Genomic DNA, 15,635 nt, shown 5'->3' with positions numbered 1-15,635 from the left:
CCGACAAGCCCGACTCGTCACGGAAAACATATGGGCTCCGTCTAAACAAGAGTCTGTATAAGGAACTCCAGCATTTATCAGTAGACGAGGAGCAATGGGTAAATGATCTGGTCGAAGAAGCCATCCGCGACCTCCTCAAGAAATACAAAGACAAGGGCCGAGATTCCCGATGACGGGCTTGTCTCCACAGAGATCCCGTACATTATTGATATTCTGGCGCAATCAGCTAATGTTTGAGAGGCGGGAGGCCCTTCAAATGGTCAATGTGGGGAGGCTAGACTATCCACTGGAGGTGTTTGGTGATTGACCAGGACGCCATTGATGAAGTTTTTCCATTCAATCCATTGAAGCAGGTAGCATTTGAAATACGCTATCCTTTCAATCTACAAGTGCAAAGGGATCTTTGTGTTGTACAAAAGAAGCTCAAGGACACATATCCCAAATTTCAAAAAGATGAAATCGAGCTAATTGAAGGCTCTCTAGCTAAGCTCTATACATTCTGGAACGTGGAGGGGACGCGGTCAATAAGAATTGGCGAAGATCGGCTAATAATACTGTTCACTAAGTATGAGACTTTTGAATTGTTCCAAGCCGAAGCATTACAGCTTACAAAAGAAGTCTGCAACTTATTCGAAATCACCCACTGTCAGCGTGTGGGGCTGAGATACGTCAACAATATTGAAGTGCCTAGAGAGGGCCTAACCTACAAAATCACTAACTTTATCAATCCATTTTTCGATATCAAGCGAGCGACCCAAACCGGCCCAATGAAATTTTCTCTCGAAGTCACTATGAAGAAGCCGGGATGCCTCATTACGTTAAGAACCGCATTCTCGGGAAAACCGCCGGATCAACCTGGAGCAGTCTATCTGCTGGATCTTGATGCCTATGTTTTAAGCGATTGCCCTCTTGAAGATTTAAGGAAAACATCTGCAGAACTACATCATCAGATCCAACTCGAATTCCTAAGCCATATCACTGCCGAATATAAAAAGGTGATGAGGGGGCAATCGTGAATGATTTATTAGAGTTTCATTTGCGGAGCATAACAACCGATCGGACAGGCGGTCGTACCAGAACAGGATTTGAATTCGAAGATTTTGTCGGGGCAGACGAAGCGCTGAGCGAGCTCCATTATGAAGAGGGAACGGCTGGCTGGAGAGCTACTAAACCGAGATACCCTGAGTCGAGGGATTTCGTTCAGCAACTTGCCCACACCTTTGTTGACGCATTGGCTCTGGCTGTTGATCAGTTGTTCCAAGCTGGGACTATCTCCAGGCGCCAGATATATACCGCTTTAAGCAATTCTTTGCATGAACGACTCTGGCAACCGGAGGTTTTGCCAACAGGATCGTTGACCTTCACGGGAGACCTCGAAAGAGAAACGCGGTACGGTACCGTCCAGGACGATGAGGTAATATTCTCATTCCGCCACGCCTCTCCACAGGTCTCTCAGGCCTTTTTAGAGGTTGCGAGCCGCTTCAAACCAGACAAGGAAAAGCATGGAAATCTTTACATAGAATGAAAAGGAATGGAGACTATGCCACTATAAAATATGTTTACTGCTTCTCCTGACCAGAATGCCTTACGGCAGGGCGACATAATCTCCGGTCTATACGTTCCGTTTATAAAGAACAGAGATCTCGAACTAATTGGGAAACTGACAGGAGAAGACTCCTCTTCTACTGAAACACTTCGCCTCACTCCCACCCTGGTAAACACAAAATACTTTCAGGGAATCGTTAAGTTCCTGCCTAGTCTTACAATCGTTGTCTCTCAATGCTGCGATGTAGAAGGTAGAAACGGGAAATTGGAAGCCCCTTCATTCGTCATTGCTCCAATTGAGCCATTTCGCATTCTACGAATCGCAAAAGATGCTTCCGAGACAGCCAAATTTCAACAGAACAATTTGACGGACTATTCCAACTTTTTTTACATTGAACCTACCGATCTCATATCTGAGCCAAGCTTCGTTAACCTCAATAGAGTTTTCTCCATCCACCAGGATGATTATCCCATTGCCCTTAAAAATAAACGCCTTCAGATGACCGATGAATGTCGAATTTCATTTAAGCTTAAGGTGGCAAATCACTTTGGACGGCCAACAGAGGAGGAATTATCGTCTCAACTATATCCACGATCCTCTGGTGCTTAGACGTTCTCTTAATCGTAGGGATGCAGCTCTGTCGCGATCTGTCGGCGCGGCCTCAACGCCTGGCCGGCTGTGCATGCCGTGGTTCAATCACGCGACGCACCTCATCGAGCAGGTAAATCGACTGATCACTCGTCAGCTGGTGGGTCATGAACAATTGAACAATGTCTTGAACCAGGAGCGTGCGAAGTTCGGATGAGACCTCAGGGACCTCCCGTTCCATCACGTTCACGGCGGCATTGTCCCGGCACAGATCCAGGATGATGTCGCACAGGGTATTCTTACTGGACGGGTCCGGTTCTTCGAGTGATGAGAGCAGCGCGTCAAAGTCGTCCATGAGTCCCTCCAGCCGAACGGTATATTAGGAAGGCTAATTATCTTGTGGCAAGCCAAGACGTCAAGTGTCGGCCTGACATCTATCTCCGCTGGCCCATCCCCATGTTGAGGGCACGCGTGCCCTCCACGTGTCTGAATCTCTCCGTGTTCGTGTGATCAGCCCCACGATGTCTCCTGCTCGTCGGCCGGCTCCGCCTCCTCAAGTCGTATCCCTTCAATGCTCTTCAGAATCTGCGGAATGAGCACCGCTCCTTTGTTCGTGAGCGTGACCGGGCGCGCTCGTCCGTCACGAGTGGGCGCACTCCGCGTAATGAGTCGCTTACGGAAAAGGTCTTGGATCACGGGCGTCGTGGTCGGAGCCTTCAGCCGGAGCGCCTCCGCGAGTCGCATTGTCCCCACGTCAGGATGGCGGTGCAGGTAGAGGAGCACAGCGGCCTGTAGCGGCGTCAGGCGAAATTGGGACAACCGCTCTCGAAGCTCTGCGTGAAGACGCAGAATCTGTTCAAGGATGGTCGGTTGTGGTCCCATCGCCTAGATATGCGTGATCTCTCGCAGCCGCGCAAGAGCAGGATGGACGGAGCAGGATGCGAGGATATCTAGGGTCGGATGACGGAATGCCAGGCTGTGGCTTAGGTCAGGGATTGCCCGCGCACTTTCCCATCGACCACGCGCTGACCATAGGTCACGCTGTGGACATCGGCTTCTTCCTCTGACTGGTAGGTGACTGCGGGGGAAAATTCCCGTGTGTGCGTTCTCCCATCATCCTGCCACGTAATCACGATGTGTGGTTTCCATTGGTGGGTGCTGACCAATTGCCAGGGCAACGAGCGGATCGTGTAGTAGTGATACTGAACGGTTTTGGCCATAGACGGCCAAGCTACCCCACGATCGGCATTTTGTAACGAAAACGAGAACATTTTGACTCAGCCTGATGATGAGGGATCCGAGCGGTTCAAGAGCGTAGGGGCAAGCCCGCGGTGCAATGCTGAGATGACCTCGCTGGGCGGCGGCTTGGAGGTCGTCTCTCGGCCCCGAAGAAGAATACGAGCTGATTAAGGCGGAGAATAGGCTAACTGCCCTGGCGTGAAGCGACTTCCTCACAAACCCGGTGGACAGAAGTGTAGTCCGTAGGCATTTTCTTTCCGAGACCTTCTATATAGTCTAGAAGACGGGTCAGATCTGAACACATATTGTTCGCAATCTCATTGAGTTGCTTGTTGGTTTTGGCGTTTACAATGGGATCAGAAGAATCATTTCTATATGGATAAACAGCAGCCCAAATGACGTATGTATTGTCTATGGATTTGCTCAGCGCACGTATGAGCATTTTGCTTCTTTGATCTAAACTGTTGAGCTCATCAGATGTAATGGTCTCAATGATCTGTCCATTTTCTTTTACAAGGATGCTGCCGCTTTGCTGTTCGGCAGTAACAGGAGAGCTAGGTTTCTCCGGTTTACCTGTGAACCAAGCTTCAATTTGCTTTGCTACCTTTCCCATCACGGTCAGAGCCCCTGCCACAGCTGCGATTATAGTTACAGGATCGGTGATTAGCACTGTTGAATGAGCTGGAGTATTGGCAAATGCAGACGGAACATTATTGCCAATCAGGATAAGAACGATTAGTATAATTCTTATTGGCATTCCTTACCCCCTTCTCCGTAATAAGCTTCCCTAGCTGCCTTTTGACAGACCCAAATAACAGGTGCATATGCTGTCTCTATTCTCTCACCTAGATTCGTCGAATCGGTAACAAACCCTCCGTTCTCTATATGCACTTTAGAAAGAACTTCCCCTAAGGCTTTGAAGTCTCCACACATCGCCGTTGTCCAGATATTTAGTTGGCGTTTTGTATTGGCCCTGATCACAGGATCGGAAGATTGGTCTCGTTCTGGATAAACTGCGGTCCACAGCTCAAATTTTGCATCTACCGACTCATCAAGCGCTCTGATTAGCTTAATGTTCTGATCACCAAGAACCTTGAATTCCTCTGGTGAAACTTCAATTCTGTCAAAAAAGCCGTGGTACAGACTGAACCAACTCACAGATAAATTCCCGTTGTAGCTCGAAGCATTCCTGTCAAACCCCATATCAGTTGGCTGATCATATAGTTTTAACAGTGGCTTCTTTATTGCTTCCATCCTATTTAGAACATTCCCGACATGGAAGGAGGTTGAATCAGTGTCAACTTTCACAGTTGTAGGAGACTCTCCGTTTGCGGACTGAAGTGAAGCGCCTATAAAAATGGTCATCCCGCAAAAGAAGGAAAGGAATTGATTGATTGTGAAGCGAGGAGCTTTAGTATTGCTCATTTTCCTTTCCCCTTCTCCTTGTACTTCTTCAGCAGATCGCGAATGGCCTCCTCGATTAAATCATTAAGCCGTCGTTTCTGCCGTGCTGCGAGGACCTTACTCTCTACAACAAGGGACGTAGTAATCCGGACGCCAAGCTGCTGTTTTATCTCTTCATTCTCTTCCATCGGGGCGCACGGTATCTAAACGCTGTAGTGATGTCAACGCACACATCTTGACATCATATGTGGTCCTATGGGACCATGGGACCATTCTAGCTGCAAGGAGGCTCAATGAAAATGCAACGTCTCAACATCCAACTGCCTGCCAAGTTGAAAGCCAAGCTCGATGCCGAACGGATCAAGGGCACGTCCGCAGCAGGATTGATTCGTCACTTGCTCGAGCAACATTTCAAGGGCAAGAAGGCCGCCTAACGCACACCACCCTCAGCCACGAAGGAGGACTTCCATGGATGCCGACAGCACCCCAGGATGGGCCACCGGGCCAGATTGTTTCGAGAACGAGGAACAACAGCGAGCCGCCGAAGATCGGCGCACGCGTCCCATCGAAGAACTGCGACAAGCCTATTACTATGGCGAGCTTCATCTCTTGGCGCATGCCATCCGCGACTTTCGCCGTGCCTACAAGATGCTCTTCGCGTCAGAGCTACGGGAGTTCGAGGAGGACCTGCTGCATCTGATTCACCTGTGTGAGCAGAAAGCCACCTACGACGCCTGTATCTCGGTGCCGGAGTACGCGAAGAAAGACCGCACGCACTAACCGATGGAGGTGTCCGAATGGCTCCCAATTTCACGCTCGTGCCCTCCTCGGCTGTGCCTGCCCTCAATTCGATCGTTGAAGACTACGAAGCCGAGTGTCTGGCGGGCCGTCGCTTTCCCGATCCCGATGACCATGAGCTCTGGCAGCGGTGCAAAGAGACGTGGCGCATCCGGGAATGGATTGAGCTCTACTACCGCTATCACCTCTCCACATTGGCCGATTCGACCACGACGGTGATCAAGGCGCGCATCGGGAAGCACTTCACACCTCTGTTGGACCTGAAGCCCGAGAGCATCACCCGGCGTTGGATTATTCATTGGTCCGATGAAATCGCCAAGACCTCCCCGGTCGTCGCGTACATGTGCATCAAGAATCTCAAGGCTCTCTTCTTCAAGGCCGCGGAATGGGAGATCTGGGACAAGGCGAACCCGACCCGAGGCATTAAGCGGCCCCGACCCTTCCCGCGAACACGCTTTATTCAACCTGGAGAGGAACTGCAACGGCTCATGACGGTGTTGAACATGGAGCCGGACGACATCAAGACCTTCTTCATAACGTTGCTTCTCACCGGCTGCCGAAAAGGGGAAGCGCAGCGGATGAAGTGGGCTGATCTTGATCTCGTGAACGGACTCTGGCACAAGCCGGCGGGCACGACGAAAGCCAAGCGTCCGCAGACCACGCCGCTCCCGGCTCAGTTGGTGAAGCTCCTCACTTGGTTGCCACGGCTGAGCACCTATGTGTTCGAGCGGCCGGATCAGCTCGGTCGGTGGGGGGAGATCTACACACAGAACCAATGGGCGCGTATTCGGAAGCGGGCACACCTGCCAGACTGCCGGATTCACGATATCCGCAGGACCTTCGCCTCATTCATGGCGATGAACGGGAAGTCTTCGACGTTGATTGCCAATGCGTTGGGACATGCCAATCTCTCGCAGGTCCATATTTATGCCCGTCTGGATGTCAGTTCTCTGCGAACCGCCGTCGATGAACAGGCGGAATCGATCATGCGGTTATACCCAGATCTGACACCACCAGATAGGCATGATGGCTCTGGGGCACGATCACAGCCACCGAAGCCACCTCGGCGGCCTGCGCCTCATGCCAAGACCGTACGCCCGGAGCCCGTTCACGTGGAGCCTGAGCCCATACCAGCGGAGGCCGTGGTGGTTCAGCCGACGTATGTCCACCCGGAGCCTGTGTCTCAAGACGAGTGGCCTGGGTAACGGAGGATCGATGGAGCCGCCGAATCGGTTCGCTCTCGTTGACCCTACGGTGAAGGAAGCCATGGTGATGCTCGGGATGGCACGGAGCGTGATCTATCGGGCGATCCAACGTGGGCAACTCGAACAGGTTGGCCCTCGGTACCGGAGGCGCGTCACCCGCGAGTCGGTGATGCGGAGGCTGGCCGAGATCACGATACGAGAAGACGCGAAGTGGCGTGGGCCACGACAGGCGAGTTTCGAGAGATGAATATGAAACAATTCCGCAGACCAGCTAACGGGCATGGAGGGTTCCGGCTGATGTCGAAGATCGGGCAAGGGGCTATTGGGCTGGATCGGTTGGAATATTTGTTGCGGAAGGTTACGCCGAGGGATGGACCTACCTAGCTCGCTGATCGGTGCCTTAGCGGCGGGGTCATTGACTACCTGGCCTGACGTGATTGACCAGCTATTCGGAGCAGGCATGCGGGAATCGTTTCGGCTCCTCACCCTTCGCCGGAGGAATCCGGGCCAGCCCCGTCTGGACCACCCGAGCAAGCTCGTCCCCGGAAGTCTTGGACTTTAAGAGGCAGGCATGGGCCCCATTCGTTCTCGCCAGCTCCCACACGTCCCGATTGGGGACGCGAGTCAACACAATCACCGGCACTTCAGGGGAGTTCACCAGCGGAACCACATCGATCAGTATTTGGAACCCGGAGCGGTCAGGCAGATCGAGCTCAAGCACGATGCAATGGGCGCCCTCTCGCCGCAAGATGTCACATCCCGCATCCCCCGTATCGGCTTCGACGATCCGATAGTCGGGGAATGCAATCTTGAGGCGCTCCACAACATACGAACGGTCTTCGTCGTGTCCGTCGATGACAAGAATGGTTATCACAAGAAGCGCACCTCTCTAGTAAGGGTACAGAGACTATACCCTTATTTTGCCAGATGAAGCCTAGAGTTAGTGTGTAAATAGTTGCCTGACAGCGGGGAAGGGGTTCAATGCGCCAATTCGGCCAAAGGGCCTGAAGACCAAAGCCCAAGCGCGCCGGATCTCCTCAGTGTTGTTCGGCAGTGCAGCGTGCAGCGTCAGCGGAGTGTGAATGGTCGCGGAGCCCACAGACAGGGGACAGGGAACGGCGTGAGAGGTATCGACCTTCTGCGGTGTGATAGCGTAGGGATCATTTTCGTCTATTTGATAGTGAGGCAGCAAGCCTTGCTGATGACTGCCTGGAATGAAGTGCAGACAGCCGTTGTGTGTGGTGACCGGTTGGAGGGGAATCCAAAAGTGCAATGTGTTCATGGGGAAATGCCGGTTGCGAAAGGCTTGATCCTGATGCCAGCGTGTCCCATGTAGCTCATGAGGACGCTTATACAGAGCCTGATCGAATGAAACACGGGTAGTGATTCCGGCCAGCTGCTGCGCGATACGCTGACACGTCTGAAACGCCGCGCTGTGACGAATAGCCGGAGCCAATTTCAGTACATGATCAATAACGCCAAACGTACGACAGGAAGATCTAAATAACGGATCGATAAGTCTCCGAAGGTGGGCGATATCATTCGGAGTGGTCAGATGGGAAACGCTGAGAAACCCGTCCTGGTGAAATGTTGCAATCTCCGCTGATGTCAGGCGCCGTTGCCCGATATGCGGCAGTGGTAGTGAATTGGGTTCTTTCCCTTGCGGGGCGATTTGTGCAAGGCCCCGTTCAATGGTACTGACGAGTACATCACCTGTAGTGCAGGGCTTCCATAAGCAGGCATAGGCCCCATTTCTTTTAGCGAGTTCCCAAATGTCCCTGTTAGGGAGCCGGGTAAGTACAATGACTGGCAGCCTGGGAGCACTCGCAACGGGTACCGCATCGACTAGAATTTGGAATCCCGACATATCGGGCAGATCGAGTTCGAGCACCAGACAATCGATGCGCTCGCGATGCAATAGCTCACGTCCGATGTTCCCGGAGGAGGCTTCAAGAATCTGGTCGTCAGGAAAGATTCGCTTCAGACGATCAACGAAGTATTTGTGGTCATCGGTGTCTCCATCGATAAACAGAATGTTTATTCCCATGGCGCACCTCCACGCGGAGAATCAGTATCGACTATATGCGTGGTTGCCGCAACAATTGGCGTATGACGCAAAAGTAGGGGGGGGGGGTAAGTCTGTAATCGCCCTTTGGACAGGGTGTTTACTGCAGCCCGTTCCTCCGAGCCCAGACATTCATTAACCTGCGAACGGCAGGCATATGGTCCACAAGCGACTTGACGAGATGGTCCGAAAGCAGCCCGCCGTCAGCCACATACTTTTCCAGCGGAGTCGCAGCCGATCGGAACTTCGCGACGAGCTGTTGAGCTTTGAGATCTGACTTGGCCGTCTCGGGCTTGTCCTCTTTGAGCCGTGCGAACAGCGCTTCGGCGCCAGGACCAATTCGAGGGATATCGCCTTTCCGTTTCATCGCGACAGTATACGGGGGCAGACAGGATAACAGTCCACCTGACAATGTCAATTACGTGCTTGTATGTAATCAAGAAGGCGGGTTGTGAATGAACCGCGAGCCTGCGCGAAATGTGAGAGGCACTATTGGAGCGGCTGCTCCATGGATTCTGCGTGGTCTCGATCTTCATGGCCTGCGAATTGTGCACCGTCAATTTGGCCAGCAAGGGTATCATCAAGATCCATTCGTACAAATCCAATTTTGGGCTATGGCGGGTGCAGGCTCGATGGACGATCGTGTCGTATGTCAACGACAGCATGCTGATACCCGTCCCGCGTGCGTTTACCAGAATTGCCAACTGCTCCAACCGGAAGAAGACGCTCGCCACTGAATACGCCAAACAGGAGTGTATTATTCCGATGCGCTTTGAAGGCGTTGAGTTGCAAGACATTGAGATCCAGCCAGAATGACGAGGGTTGGACCTGCCGCCTGATGGAGCCATGACGATGGGCCAAGGAGGAAGTATACGATGCAGCATATGAGCGTGGAGTCTCAGACTGAATCTGGAGAGGTCATTGAGCGGTTCAACGGAGAGACTGGTTTCGATGGCAGCCTCGTGTATCGCTTCCCTGAACAGGAAGGGTGCTGCATCCGTTTCATCGATTGGTACGGGCATACGGTATTCAACCACCTGCAGCTGCCCATCCTGATTGCGGAGTTTGAGAAGCTCAAATCATCTCTCCCTGAAGATCTGCACGGACATCTCAACGATCTCATCGCTTTCATCGCACGTGCACATGCTCGCAGTGAAACCAATGACGGCGGTACCTATATCCGTTTCATCGGCAAAATGACTGTGGAATAGCTGAATCTGGACGGCAAACGGTCAAGTTGATCCCTTGGCCGGGGGCGCTACCTGGGCGCTCTGCCGTCCTTCCTCACCAGGACCCTGCAGGAGGGGACATGCCTGACGGATCGCGCCGAAAATCTTCCCTAGATAAATCATTCGACATGAAGCTAAACGAAGAGCTTCAGAAAGCTACGCGGAAGAACGAAAAAGGAAATGAGCGAACCGAAATTCTCACGACCCTAATCTGCCTTGACACAAAGGGACAAAAGACAACACCAGACGCATGGCAAGCCACCATCTTAGCTGGACAGTTGGGCATTCCAGCACCGCAATGGGCAATTGAGTTATTACGTCAAGCATCAATTGATGCAGTCAAAGGGGTTGTCGATATTGGGGTTTCCCTCGGGTACGAAGGAAGGGGAAAAGGAAAAAAGAAAGCCGTAGCGGTTCAACAGAATCTGCAAGCCCATCTTCACGATGACCTATGCCTACAAGTGCGGCACTTACTCAAATCAGGAAAATCTCGCGCTGAAGCTTTCAAGACCGTCAGCGCGCAGTTGAAAGGAGACTGGAATCCGTCATCGTATTACATGAAGCCACCAACTGCAGAAACTCTAAAGAAGATTTATACACGATGGGACAAGAAGAACGGTCAACTGCTGACGATGATCGAAGGGAATCACCTCAATGCCAGTCTTCAAGAAATATCAGTCTCAGACATCTTGCAGCTACAGTTATGGGCGGATCTATTTGAAATATTGAAGGGATCCAAGAAAGCCTTTTAAATACCCGCCTGCGATCCTCCGTCTCCACTCGTCTCATAAACACCGTTTCGTCAATATCCATGCATTGTTTGTGACGCTGCCGTGCTCCATCATCTTAAGTTCACATTCGCATGCATGTATAAGCGAGGCAGGAGCGCAACACAGTGGAGCGTGTCACACAAAAGGAGGTCATATGAGCAACTCGCACCGTATTGAGCCGCTTGTCACGGTCCGCCAGGCCGCGTCTGTATTAGGAATGGCTCCTTCGAGTTTGTACAGATTGGCGAAGAGCTGTCGGATCCCGTCATATGCAGTTGGCGCCAGAGGGCGCGGGGTACGGATCGATATCGAGGCAGCAAAAGCGGCGCTACTTCGATCGGCTGAAGAGTAATGGGAATAAAAAACCGCCGGAAGGAGCCACGAACTCCACCGGCGGTTAAAACTGAAAGGCAATGGGATGCTGACCATACCAGAAACAGTGTCGATCGGTAAACAGACTCCTTTACCGCCTACCGGCTTCGAACATATCAAACCGATTCTTAGCCGAGCGCTTCTCGAAGCCCTCATGACATCGAGATTTGATCCCGTCCTGTCGCTTCGCCTCGATATGGTGATTCAGCGAGAGGAGGAGGCCCGTCATGTTGCTGGCTGAGGCTTTTAGAACGGCGATCCAACAAAAAGGGTTGACCCCACCGTCTGTCATTCACGCTGATGGGAAGATCCGTCGCTTCGCCAGCAACGGGGAGCCTGAGGACGATGCCGGCTGGTACACATTTTTTGAGGATGGAGTGCCTGCGGGAGCCTTTGGGTGCTGGCGGACGGGTGTCAAATACAAATGGTCAAGCAAATCAGATGCACAGATGACGGATGCAGAGCGGCAGCAATATCGACGCCGCCTGGAGACCGTCAAGCACCAGCGAGAACACGAAGAACAGCGCCGACATGCTGAGGCGGCGATCCGAGCCAGAGCGATATGGGATCAGTGTCAGCCATCAGGCTCTGAGCATCCGTACCTCCAAGCGAAGCAGGCCCGACCGCATGCCCTACGGGTAGATGCAAACAACTGCCTCGTAATTCCGATTACCGTCAATCAGGTCCTCAGTTCTCTGCAATTTATTGCGATCGACGGCACCAAGAAGTTCCTGCCCGGCGGGGAAGTGAAAGGTGGAACGTTCACGCTAGGGGAATCGGGACTCGGCCACCCCATCTTGCTCTGTGAGGGTTTTGCAACCGGAGCCAGCCTCCATGAAGCCACGGGACTTCCTGTCATCGTCGCCTTTAATGCTGGAAACCTTCTGACAGTGGCACACTGTCTCCGTCGGGACCATCCTACGGCCACTATTCTTGTCTGTGGCGATCACGATGAGAGCGGTGTTGGGCAGGAAAAGGCGGCCGAGGCCGCACATGCCATCGGCACGCGCTGGGTCATTCCTCCCGATGTCGCCATGGATTGGAACGATGTGCACGTGCGGGACGGTCTAGGAGCCGTAGAAGCAGAGATTCTGGACGCGTTAAAGGAGAGTTATGCGATGGAGAGCGCAACTGAGAAGGCTTCACCAGACAGAACGTCGGGTGTGTCGGGTAGTCATCTAGAAGATTGGCCGGAATTATTGCCGGTGAAAGCTGACCTCTTACCCGTTGAGCCGCTTTCCCTGGCCATGATCCCCCACGCCTTCCGTGACTGGATTTCCGATGTTGCCGGACGGATGCAATGCCCGCCTGATTTTGTGGCGACCGGCATGCTGGTTATGGCCGGATCAATCATAGGGGCGGGTTGCGCCGTTCGGCCGAAGCAGCATGACGATTGGGCAGTGGTGCCGAATCTCTGGGGTGCAGTTGTAGGGCGCCCCAGCATGTTGAAGACGCCGGCGCTTGGCGAAGCGTTGCGGCCGATGGAGTCCCTCGAGAGTGCGGCCAAACAAACCTATGACGTGGCCATTAAGGATCATCTTGCAGAGTTCGAAGCGCACAAGGCTAAACGAGAAGCGCTTCAGGGTGAGATGCGGCAGGTGGCCAAAGGCAAGACATCCGCTAAGGGCACTGCGGTCTGTTCAATGGACAGTCTGAAATATGACTACGCGCAGCTCGAAGAACCGAAGCCTCCCGTCTGGAGGCGATACAAAACCCATGATGCCACCATTGAGAAGATGGCCGAATTGCAAGCCGACAATCCGCGAGGGGTCATGCTGTTCCGAGATGAGCTGATCGGGCTTTTTTCCACCTGGGATAAGGACGGCCATGAATCAGACCGAGCGTTCTATCTCGAAGCGTGGAATGGCGTGCGTCCCTATACCAGCGATCGTATTGGACGGGGGACTTTGTATGTCGAGAACCTTTGCTTGTCGCTCTTTGGTGGGATTCAGCCGACCAAACTGATTGGGTATCTGCATGCGGCGATGCGCGGCCGGAACAATGATGGGCTGGTGCAGCGGCTTCAACTTCTCGTTTACCCCGATGAGATGAAGCACTGGGTCCTTACCGATACCCCCGTGAACACCGGAGCAAAGCAGCAAGCCTACCGGGTCATCGAGCGCCTCGCCACCATGGACTTCCGGCAGCATGGGGCGTTCGCTGAAGAATCCCAGCGCATTCCCTACTATCGATTCGATCCGGCGGCTCAAACCGTCTTCTATCGATGGCTTGAGGAGCTGGAAACAAAGCTTCGTCAAGACACAGACGAACCGGTGCTGCTTGAGCATTTAGGAAAGTACCGTTCCTTAATGCCGGCCATGGCGCTCATCTTTCATCTGATTGGCATTGCGGATGGTCGGCCATCGAGCCAGATCAGTGAGGCCGATGCCATGCAAGCGGCAGCATGGTGTGACTACCTGGAGAGTCATGCGAGGCGCATTTATGGTCTGGTCACGAATGTGACTGCCCAGGCTGCCCGCCGATTAGCAGGGAAGATCGAGCAAGGCTGCCTAGGAAGCCCTTTCACGGTCCGAGATATTTATCGAAAGGAGTGGAGCCTGCTTGATGACCGGGATGTCATCGAGAACGCCTGTGAAGAATTGGTCAGCCTTGGATGGATCAGGGGAACGGTCACTCCTCCAGCATTTGGGCAGCGGGGGAAAACGGAATACACCATCAGCCCTAAGGTGGTACGCCGTGGGTAACTGGCTCACTCAATTTTTGGCCGAACATCAGGACTCACTACCCGACATTCCCGACATTGTGTCCAGTGTGTCGGGTCTGTCGGGTCCTGACTTGGAAGAATCGCCGGAAATTTCCGCTCCGGAGATTGTTGCTCCGCTCCGTCCCGGCTGGCTCGTCGCGTACCGCGACCGGACCGGGAAGCTAAGGGGCGGCTTCGAGGAACGAGCCGCTGGCACCATCCAAGAGTGTCGGTGGGAAGGCAATGGTTGGGTCGTGGATCTCACCAATGGTGAATCTCTGCCGGCTTCGATCATTCAAGCAGTGGGACGGGTCAACGCTGAGGGGCGGATCATCGCCGCCTGGTCCGTTCGTCATCATGGACTGGATGGGGAAGGAAGCGCTCAATGATGGCTCTCGCGTTCAGTGGGGGCAAAGACTCGATGGCCTGCCTGCATCTCCTGCGCGACCAGTTGGACTGCGGGATCTTCGTGGACACCGGGTACCTACTCCCTGAGACGATCCATATGGTGAACTACGCCGCCTCGCTCTTGCCCGTCATGCATGTTGTCAAAACCGATCGTCATCGGCAGAACGAGGAGTGGGGGATTCCGGCCGATATCGTGCCGGTGGACTGGACGAGAGAGGCCGAACTGTTCTCTGGCCGGAAGGCGCTCAGAATCCAGTCCTGGGTGCGCTGTCATATCGAGAACGTCAATCTGCCCGTGTGGGGGAAAGCGAAGTCCCTGGGCGTGACTCACCTGGTCTACGGGGCCAGGAAGGATGAGGAGGTGAACAGCAACACGCAAGCCGAGCAGGTCCAGGATGGCATGACCGTCCTGTGTCCCCTGGCTGAGTGGACCGCGCCACAGGTGCTCGCCTACCTCGAAACGAAGATGGAGGTCCCGGAGCACTTCTACAGCGTGCACGACTCCTCCAGCCTCGATTGTTATGACTGCCCAGCCTTCGAGGCGACCTCACAGAATCGAGTGGCGTGGATGAAGACCAAGTACCCCGAGGCCTATGCGGCCTACGCGGTGCGACACCATGCGATCTACGAGGCGCTGGAGGAGGCGGTGAAGCCGACCGGACAAGAAAGGCAGCCACGCTCAACTTCCAAGAAAGAGAGCGAGTAGAACGATGACATTCCAGAAGGGAAAGCAGAAAACCGGAGGCCGAAAACCTGGCGTGCAGAACCGGGCCACGCTCGATATTAAGAATATTGCCCTGGGATTCATCCAGGACCCCGCGTACCAGGCTAGTTTGCACAAGCGCTTAGCCAGCGGGAAATCTCCGCAACTGGAGGTGCTCCTCCATTACTACGCCTACGGTCGGCCCAAGGTCCAGATTGAGACGGACAAGAGCATTCGCGTCCTCATCGACCGGGCCCCCCAGCTGGATGGCCCGTCTCAGCCTCCAACTATTATTAACCCGCCGAGTAATGGAGAGGATGGACCTGAAGACGACCATGCCAGCTGACACGCCCACCCCTTGACATATGGTAGCCGTATAGCTACCATACACCTATGCAGACTCGACTGAAGGAATGGCGACAGAAGCGGGGATTGAGCGTCAGAGCCTTGGGGGAGCTCTCCAAGGTGCATTACGTGTCGATCGTCAGAATGGAATCCGGCAAGCTCGACCCGCAGCTGTCCACCGTTCTGAAATTGTGTCGCGCGTTACGCATTACACTCAACCAGTTAATCGGGGACCACGCTCCCCAGAAAGGTGAGTGAC

General features: G+C 53.6%; 24 protein-coding genes. 15 read left to right on the top strand and 9 right to left on the bottom strand.

The genetic code is table 11. The annotated features are described in order from the left end of the window. Nucleotides 1–299 precede the first annotated feature (299 nt). Both W02_RS12075 and W02_RS12070 read left to right on the top strand, forming a co-directional pair. The gene (locus tag W02_RS12075; RefSeq protein ID WP_173048017.1) at nt 300–1,016 is read left to right on the top strand and encodes a TIGR04255 family protein; all 717 of its coding nucleotides are present in this window, start codon (nt 300–302) and stop codon (nt 1,014–1,016) included. Further along, nucleotides 1,013–1,525: a hypothetical protein gene (locus W02_RS12070; protein WP_173048015.1), complete on the top strand. Its 513-nt coding sequence runs from the start codon at nt 1,013–1,015 to the stop codon at nt 1,523–1,525. The genes W02_RS12075 and W02_RS12070 overlap by 4 nt, the downstream gene beginning before the upstream one ends. A gap of 682 nt (nt 1,526–2,207) precedes the next feature. Here W02_RS12070 and W02_RS12065 read toward each other — a convergent pair. The 6 genes from W02_RS12065 to W02_RS12040 form a co-directional block, all read right to left on the bottom strand. Continuing rightward, complete coding sequence (locus W02_RS12065; RefSeq protein WP_173048013.1) at nt 2,208–2,489, bottom strand: hypothetical protein; 282 nt, start codon at nt 2,487–2,489, stop codon at nt 2,208–2,210. A 155-nt stretch (nt 2,490–2,644) separates the two neighbouring features. Next, nucleotides 2,645–3,016 carry a MarR family winged helix-turn-helix transcriptional regulator gene (locus W02_RS12060; protein ID WP_173048011.1) on the bottom strand — a complete coding sequence of 124 codons (372 nt, stop codon included), beginning with the start codon at nt 3,014–3,016 and terminating at the stop codon, nt 2,645–2,647. Between the two features lie 101 nt (nt 3,017–3,117). Then, nucleotides 3,118–3,354, bottom strand: coding sequence for a CV_2116 domain-containing protein (locus W02_RS12055; RefSeq protein ID WP_173048009.1), 237 nt, complete (start codon nt 3,352–3,354; stop codon nt 3,118–3,120). A gap of 203 nt (nt 3,355–3,557) precedes the next feature. Further along, nucleotides 3,558–4,130: a hypothetical protein gene (locus W02_RS12050; protein WP_173048007.1), complete on the bottom strand. Its 573-nt coding sequence runs from the start codon at nt 4,128–4,130 to the stop codon at nt 3,558–3,560. Then, nucleotides 4,121–4,798 (bottom strand): hypothetical protein, encoded by a 678-nt coding sequence (locus tag W02_RS12045; RefSeq protein WP_173048005.1) that lies wholly within the window; start codon nt 4,796–4,798, stop codon nt 4,121–4,123. Before W02_RS12045 ends, W02_RS12050 begins: the two co-directional genes overlap by 10 nt. After that, nucleotides 4,795–4,965 (bottom strand): hypothetical protein, encoded by a 171-nt coding sequence (locus W02_RS12040; RefSeq protein WP_173048003.1) that lies wholly within the window; start codon nt 4,963–4,965, stop codon nt 4,795–4,797. Before W02_RS12040 ends, W02_RS12045 begins: the two co-directional genes overlap by 4 nt. A 105-nt stretch (nt 4,966–5,070) precedes the next feature. Between W02_RS12040 and W02_RS12035 the strand changes: the two genes are divergently transcribed. From W02_RS12035 to W02_RS12020, 4 genes are read left to right on the top strand one after another with little or no spacing between them, the layout of a single operon-like run. Next, nucleotides 5,071–5,211: a hypothetical protein gene (locus W02_RS12035; protein WP_173048001.1), complete on the top strand. Its 141-nt coding sequence runs from the start codon at nt 5,071–5,073 to the stop codon at nt 5,209–5,211. Between the two features lie 34 nt (nt 5,212–5,245). Beyond that, nucleotides 5,246–5,557 (top strand): hypothetical protein, encoded by a 312-nt coding sequence (locus W02_RS12030; protein WP_173047999.1) that lies wholly within the window; start codon nt 5,246–5,248, stop codon nt 5,555–5,557. Nucleotides 5,558–5,574: 17 nt separating this feature from the next. Continuing rightward, the gene (locus tag W02_RS12025; RefSeq protein WP_173047997.1) at nt 5,575–6,780 is read left to right on the top strand and encodes a site-specific integrase; all 1,206 of its coding nucleotides are present in this window, start codon (nt 5,575–5,577) and stop codon (nt 6,778–6,780) included. Nucleotides 6,781–6,790: 10 nt separating this feature from the next. Beyond that, complete coding sequence (locus W02_RS12020) at nt 6,791–7,027, top strand: helix-turn-helix domain-containing protein (RefSeq protein ID WP_173047995.1); 237 nt, start codon at nt 6,791–6,793, stop codon at nt 7,025–7,027. A gap of 198 nt (nt 7,028–7,225) precedes the next feature. On the opposite strand, the gene W02_RS12015 is transcribed toward W02_RS12020, so the two are convergent. From W02_RS12015 to W02_RS12005, 3 genes are all read right to left on the bottom strand, one after another. Further along, a complete protein-coding gene (locus W02_RS12015; protein ID WP_173047993.1) occupies nt 7,226–7,654 on the bottom strand; it encodes a response regulator in 429 nt (142 codons plus the stop codon). Nucleotides 7,655–7,720: 66 nt separating this feature from the next. After that, entirely contained in the window at nt 7,721–8,827 is a 1,107-nt protein-coding gene (locus W02_RS12010; RefSeq protein WP_173047991.1) for a phytanoyl-CoA dioxygenase family protein, read from the bottom strand. A 118-nt stretch (nt 8,828–8,945) separates the two neighbouring features. Then, the gene (locus W02_RS12005) at nt 8,946–9,212 is read right to left on the bottom strand and encodes a hypothetical protein (RefSeq protein WP_173047989.1); all 267 of its coding nucleotides are present in this window, start codon (nt 9,210–9,212) and stop codon (nt 8,946–8,948) included. 152 nt (nt 9,213–9,364) lie between these two features. Here W02_RS12005 and W02_RS12000 point away from each other — a divergent pair, with 152 nt between their 5' ends. The 9 genes from W02_RS12000 (at nt 9,365) to W02_RS11960 (ending at nt 15,634) form a co-directional block, all read left to right on the top strand. After that, entirely contained in the window at nt 9,365–9,661 is a 297-nt protein-coding gene (locus W02_RS12000) for a hypothetical protein (RefSeq protein ID WP_173047987.1), read from the top strand. Nucleotides 9,662–9,720: 59 nt separating this feature from the next. After that, nucleotides 9,721–10,056, top strand: coding sequence for a hypothetical protein (locus W02_RS11995; protein ID WP_173047985.1), 336 nt, complete (start codon nt 9,721–9,723; stop codon nt 10,054–10,056). 98 nt (nt 10,057–10,154) lie between these two features. Next, entirely contained in the window at nt 10,155–10,826 is a 672-nt protein-coding gene (locus tag W02_RS11990; RefSeq protein ID WP_173047983.1) for a hypothetical protein, read from the top strand. 172 nt (nt 10,827–10,998) lie between these two features. Continuing rightward, nucleotides 10,999–11,196, top strand: a complete 198-nt coding sequence (locus W02_RS11985) for a helix-turn-helix domain-containing protein (RefSeq protein WP_173047981.1) — start codon at nt 10,999–11,001, stop codon at nt 11,194–11,196. A gap of 247 nt (nt 11,197–11,443) precedes the next feature. Further along, a complete protein-coding gene (locus tag W02_RS11980) occupies nt 11,444–13,921 on the top strand; it encodes a DUF3987 domain-containing protein (protein ID WP_173047979.1) in 2,478 nt (825 codons plus the stop codon). After that, entirely contained in the window at nt 13,914–14,309 is a 396-nt protein-coding gene (locus W02_RS11975; RefSeq protein ID WP_173047977.1) for a hypothetical protein, read from the top strand. Before W02_RS11980 ends, W02_RS11975 begins: the two co-directional genes overlap by 8 nt. Continuing rightward, on the top strand, nt 14,306–15,034 hold the full coding sequence (locus W02_RS11970) for a phosphoadenosine phosphosulfate reductase family protein (RefSeq protein WP_173047975.1): 729 nt from the start codon (nt 14,306–14,308) through the stop codon (nt 15,032–15,034). Before W02_RS11975 ends, W02_RS11970 begins: the two co-directional genes overlap by 4 nt. A 4-nt stretch (nt 15,035–15,038) precedes the next feature. After that, entirely contained in the window at nt 15,039–15,377 is a 339-nt protein-coding gene (locus W02_RS11965) for a hypothetical protein (RefSeq protein WP_173047973.1), read from the top strand. 47 nt (nt 15,378–15,424) lie between these two features. Continuing rightward, complete coding sequence (locus W02_RS11960; protein WP_173047971.1) at nt 15,425–15,634, top strand: helix-turn-helix domain-containing protein; 210 nt, start codon at nt 15,425–15,427, stop codon at nt 15,632–15,634. Nucleotide 15,635 lies beyond the last annotated feature (1 nt).

The sequence above is a fragment of the Nitrospira sp. KM1 genome (assembly GCF_011405515.1).
Taxonomy (GTDB): domain Bacteria; phylum Nitrospirota; class Nitrospiria; order Nitrospirales; family Nitrospiraceae; genus Nitrospira_C.
Note: the sequence above shows the minus strand (reverse complement) of the source record. Positions and strands in the feature narration are given on the sequence as shown.

Coding starts and splice junctions, on each gene's coding strand:
- W02_RS12050 (WP_173048007.1), bottom strand. CDS start 4,130: ATGCCAATAAGAATTATACTAATCGTTCTTATCCTGATTGGCAATAAT.
- W02_RS12040 (WP_173048003.1), bottom strand. CDS start 4,965: ATGGAAGAGAATGAAGAGATAAAACAGCAGCTTGGCGTCCGGATTACT.
- W02_RS12045 (WP_173048005.1), bottom strand. CDS start 4,798: ATGAGCAATACTAAAGCTCCTCGCTTCACAATCAATCAATTCCTTTCC.
- W02_RS12030 (WP_173047999.1), top strand. CDS start 5,246: ATGGATGCCGACAGCACCCCAGGATGGGCCACCGGGCCAGATTGTTTC.
- W02_RS12055 (WP_173048009.1), bottom strand. CDS start 3,354: ATGGCCAAAACCGTTCAGTATCACTACTACACGATCCGCTCGTTGCCC.
- W02_RS12035 (WP_173048001.1), top strand. CDS start 5,071: ATGAAAATGCAACGTCTCAACATCCAACTGCCTGCCAAGTTGAAAGCC.
- W02_RS12060 (WP_173048011.1), bottom strand. CDS start 3,016: ATGGGACCACAACCGACCATCCTTGAACAGATTCTGCGTCTTCACGCA.
- W02_RS11960 (WP_173047971.1), top strand. CDS start 15,425: ATGCAGACTCGACTGAAGGAATGGCGACAGAAGCGGGGATTGAGCGTC.
- W02_RS12005 (WP_173047989.1), bottom strand. CDS start 9,212: ATGAAACGGAAAGGCGATATCCCTCGAATTGGTCCTGGCGCCGAAGCG.
- W02_RS11995 (WP_173047985.1), top strand. CDS start 9,721: ATGCAGCATATGAGCGTGGAGTCTCAGACTGAATCTGGAGAGGTCATT.
- W02_RS11990 (WP_173047983.1), top strand. CDS start 10,155: ATGCCTGACGGATCGCGCCGAAAATCTTCCCTAGATAAATCATTCGAC.
- W02_RS11970 (WP_173047975.1), top strand. CDS start 14,306: ATGATGGCTCTCGCGTTCAGTGGGGGCAAAGACTCGATGGCCTGCCTG.
- W02_RS11965 (WP_173047973.1), top strand. CDS start 15,039: ATGACATTCCAGAAGGGAAAGCAGAAAACCGGAGGCCGAAAACCTGGC.
- W02_RS12010 (WP_173047991.1), bottom strand. CDS start 8,827: ATGGGAATAAACATTCTGTTTATCGATGGAGACACCGATGACCACAAA.
- W02_RS12025 (WP_173047997.1), top strand. CDS start 5,575: ATGGCTCCCAATTTCACGCTCGTGCCCTCCTCGGCTGTGCCTGCCCTC.
- W02_RS11985 (WP_173047981.1), top strand. CDS start 10,999: ATGAGCAACTCGCACCGTATTGAGCCGCTTGTCACGGTCCGCCAGGCC.
- W02_RS11980 (WP_173047979.1), top strand. CDS start 11,444: ATGTTGCTGGCTGAGGCTTTTAGAACGGCGATCCAACAAAAAGGGTTG.
- W02_RS12065 (WP_173048013.1), bottom strand. CDS start 2,489: ATGGACGACTTTGACGCGCTGCTCTCATCACTCGAAGAACCGGACCCG.
- W02_RS12020 (WP_173047995.1), top strand. CDS start 6,791: ATGGAGCCGCCGAATCGGTTCGCTCTCGTTGACCCTACGGTGAAGGAA.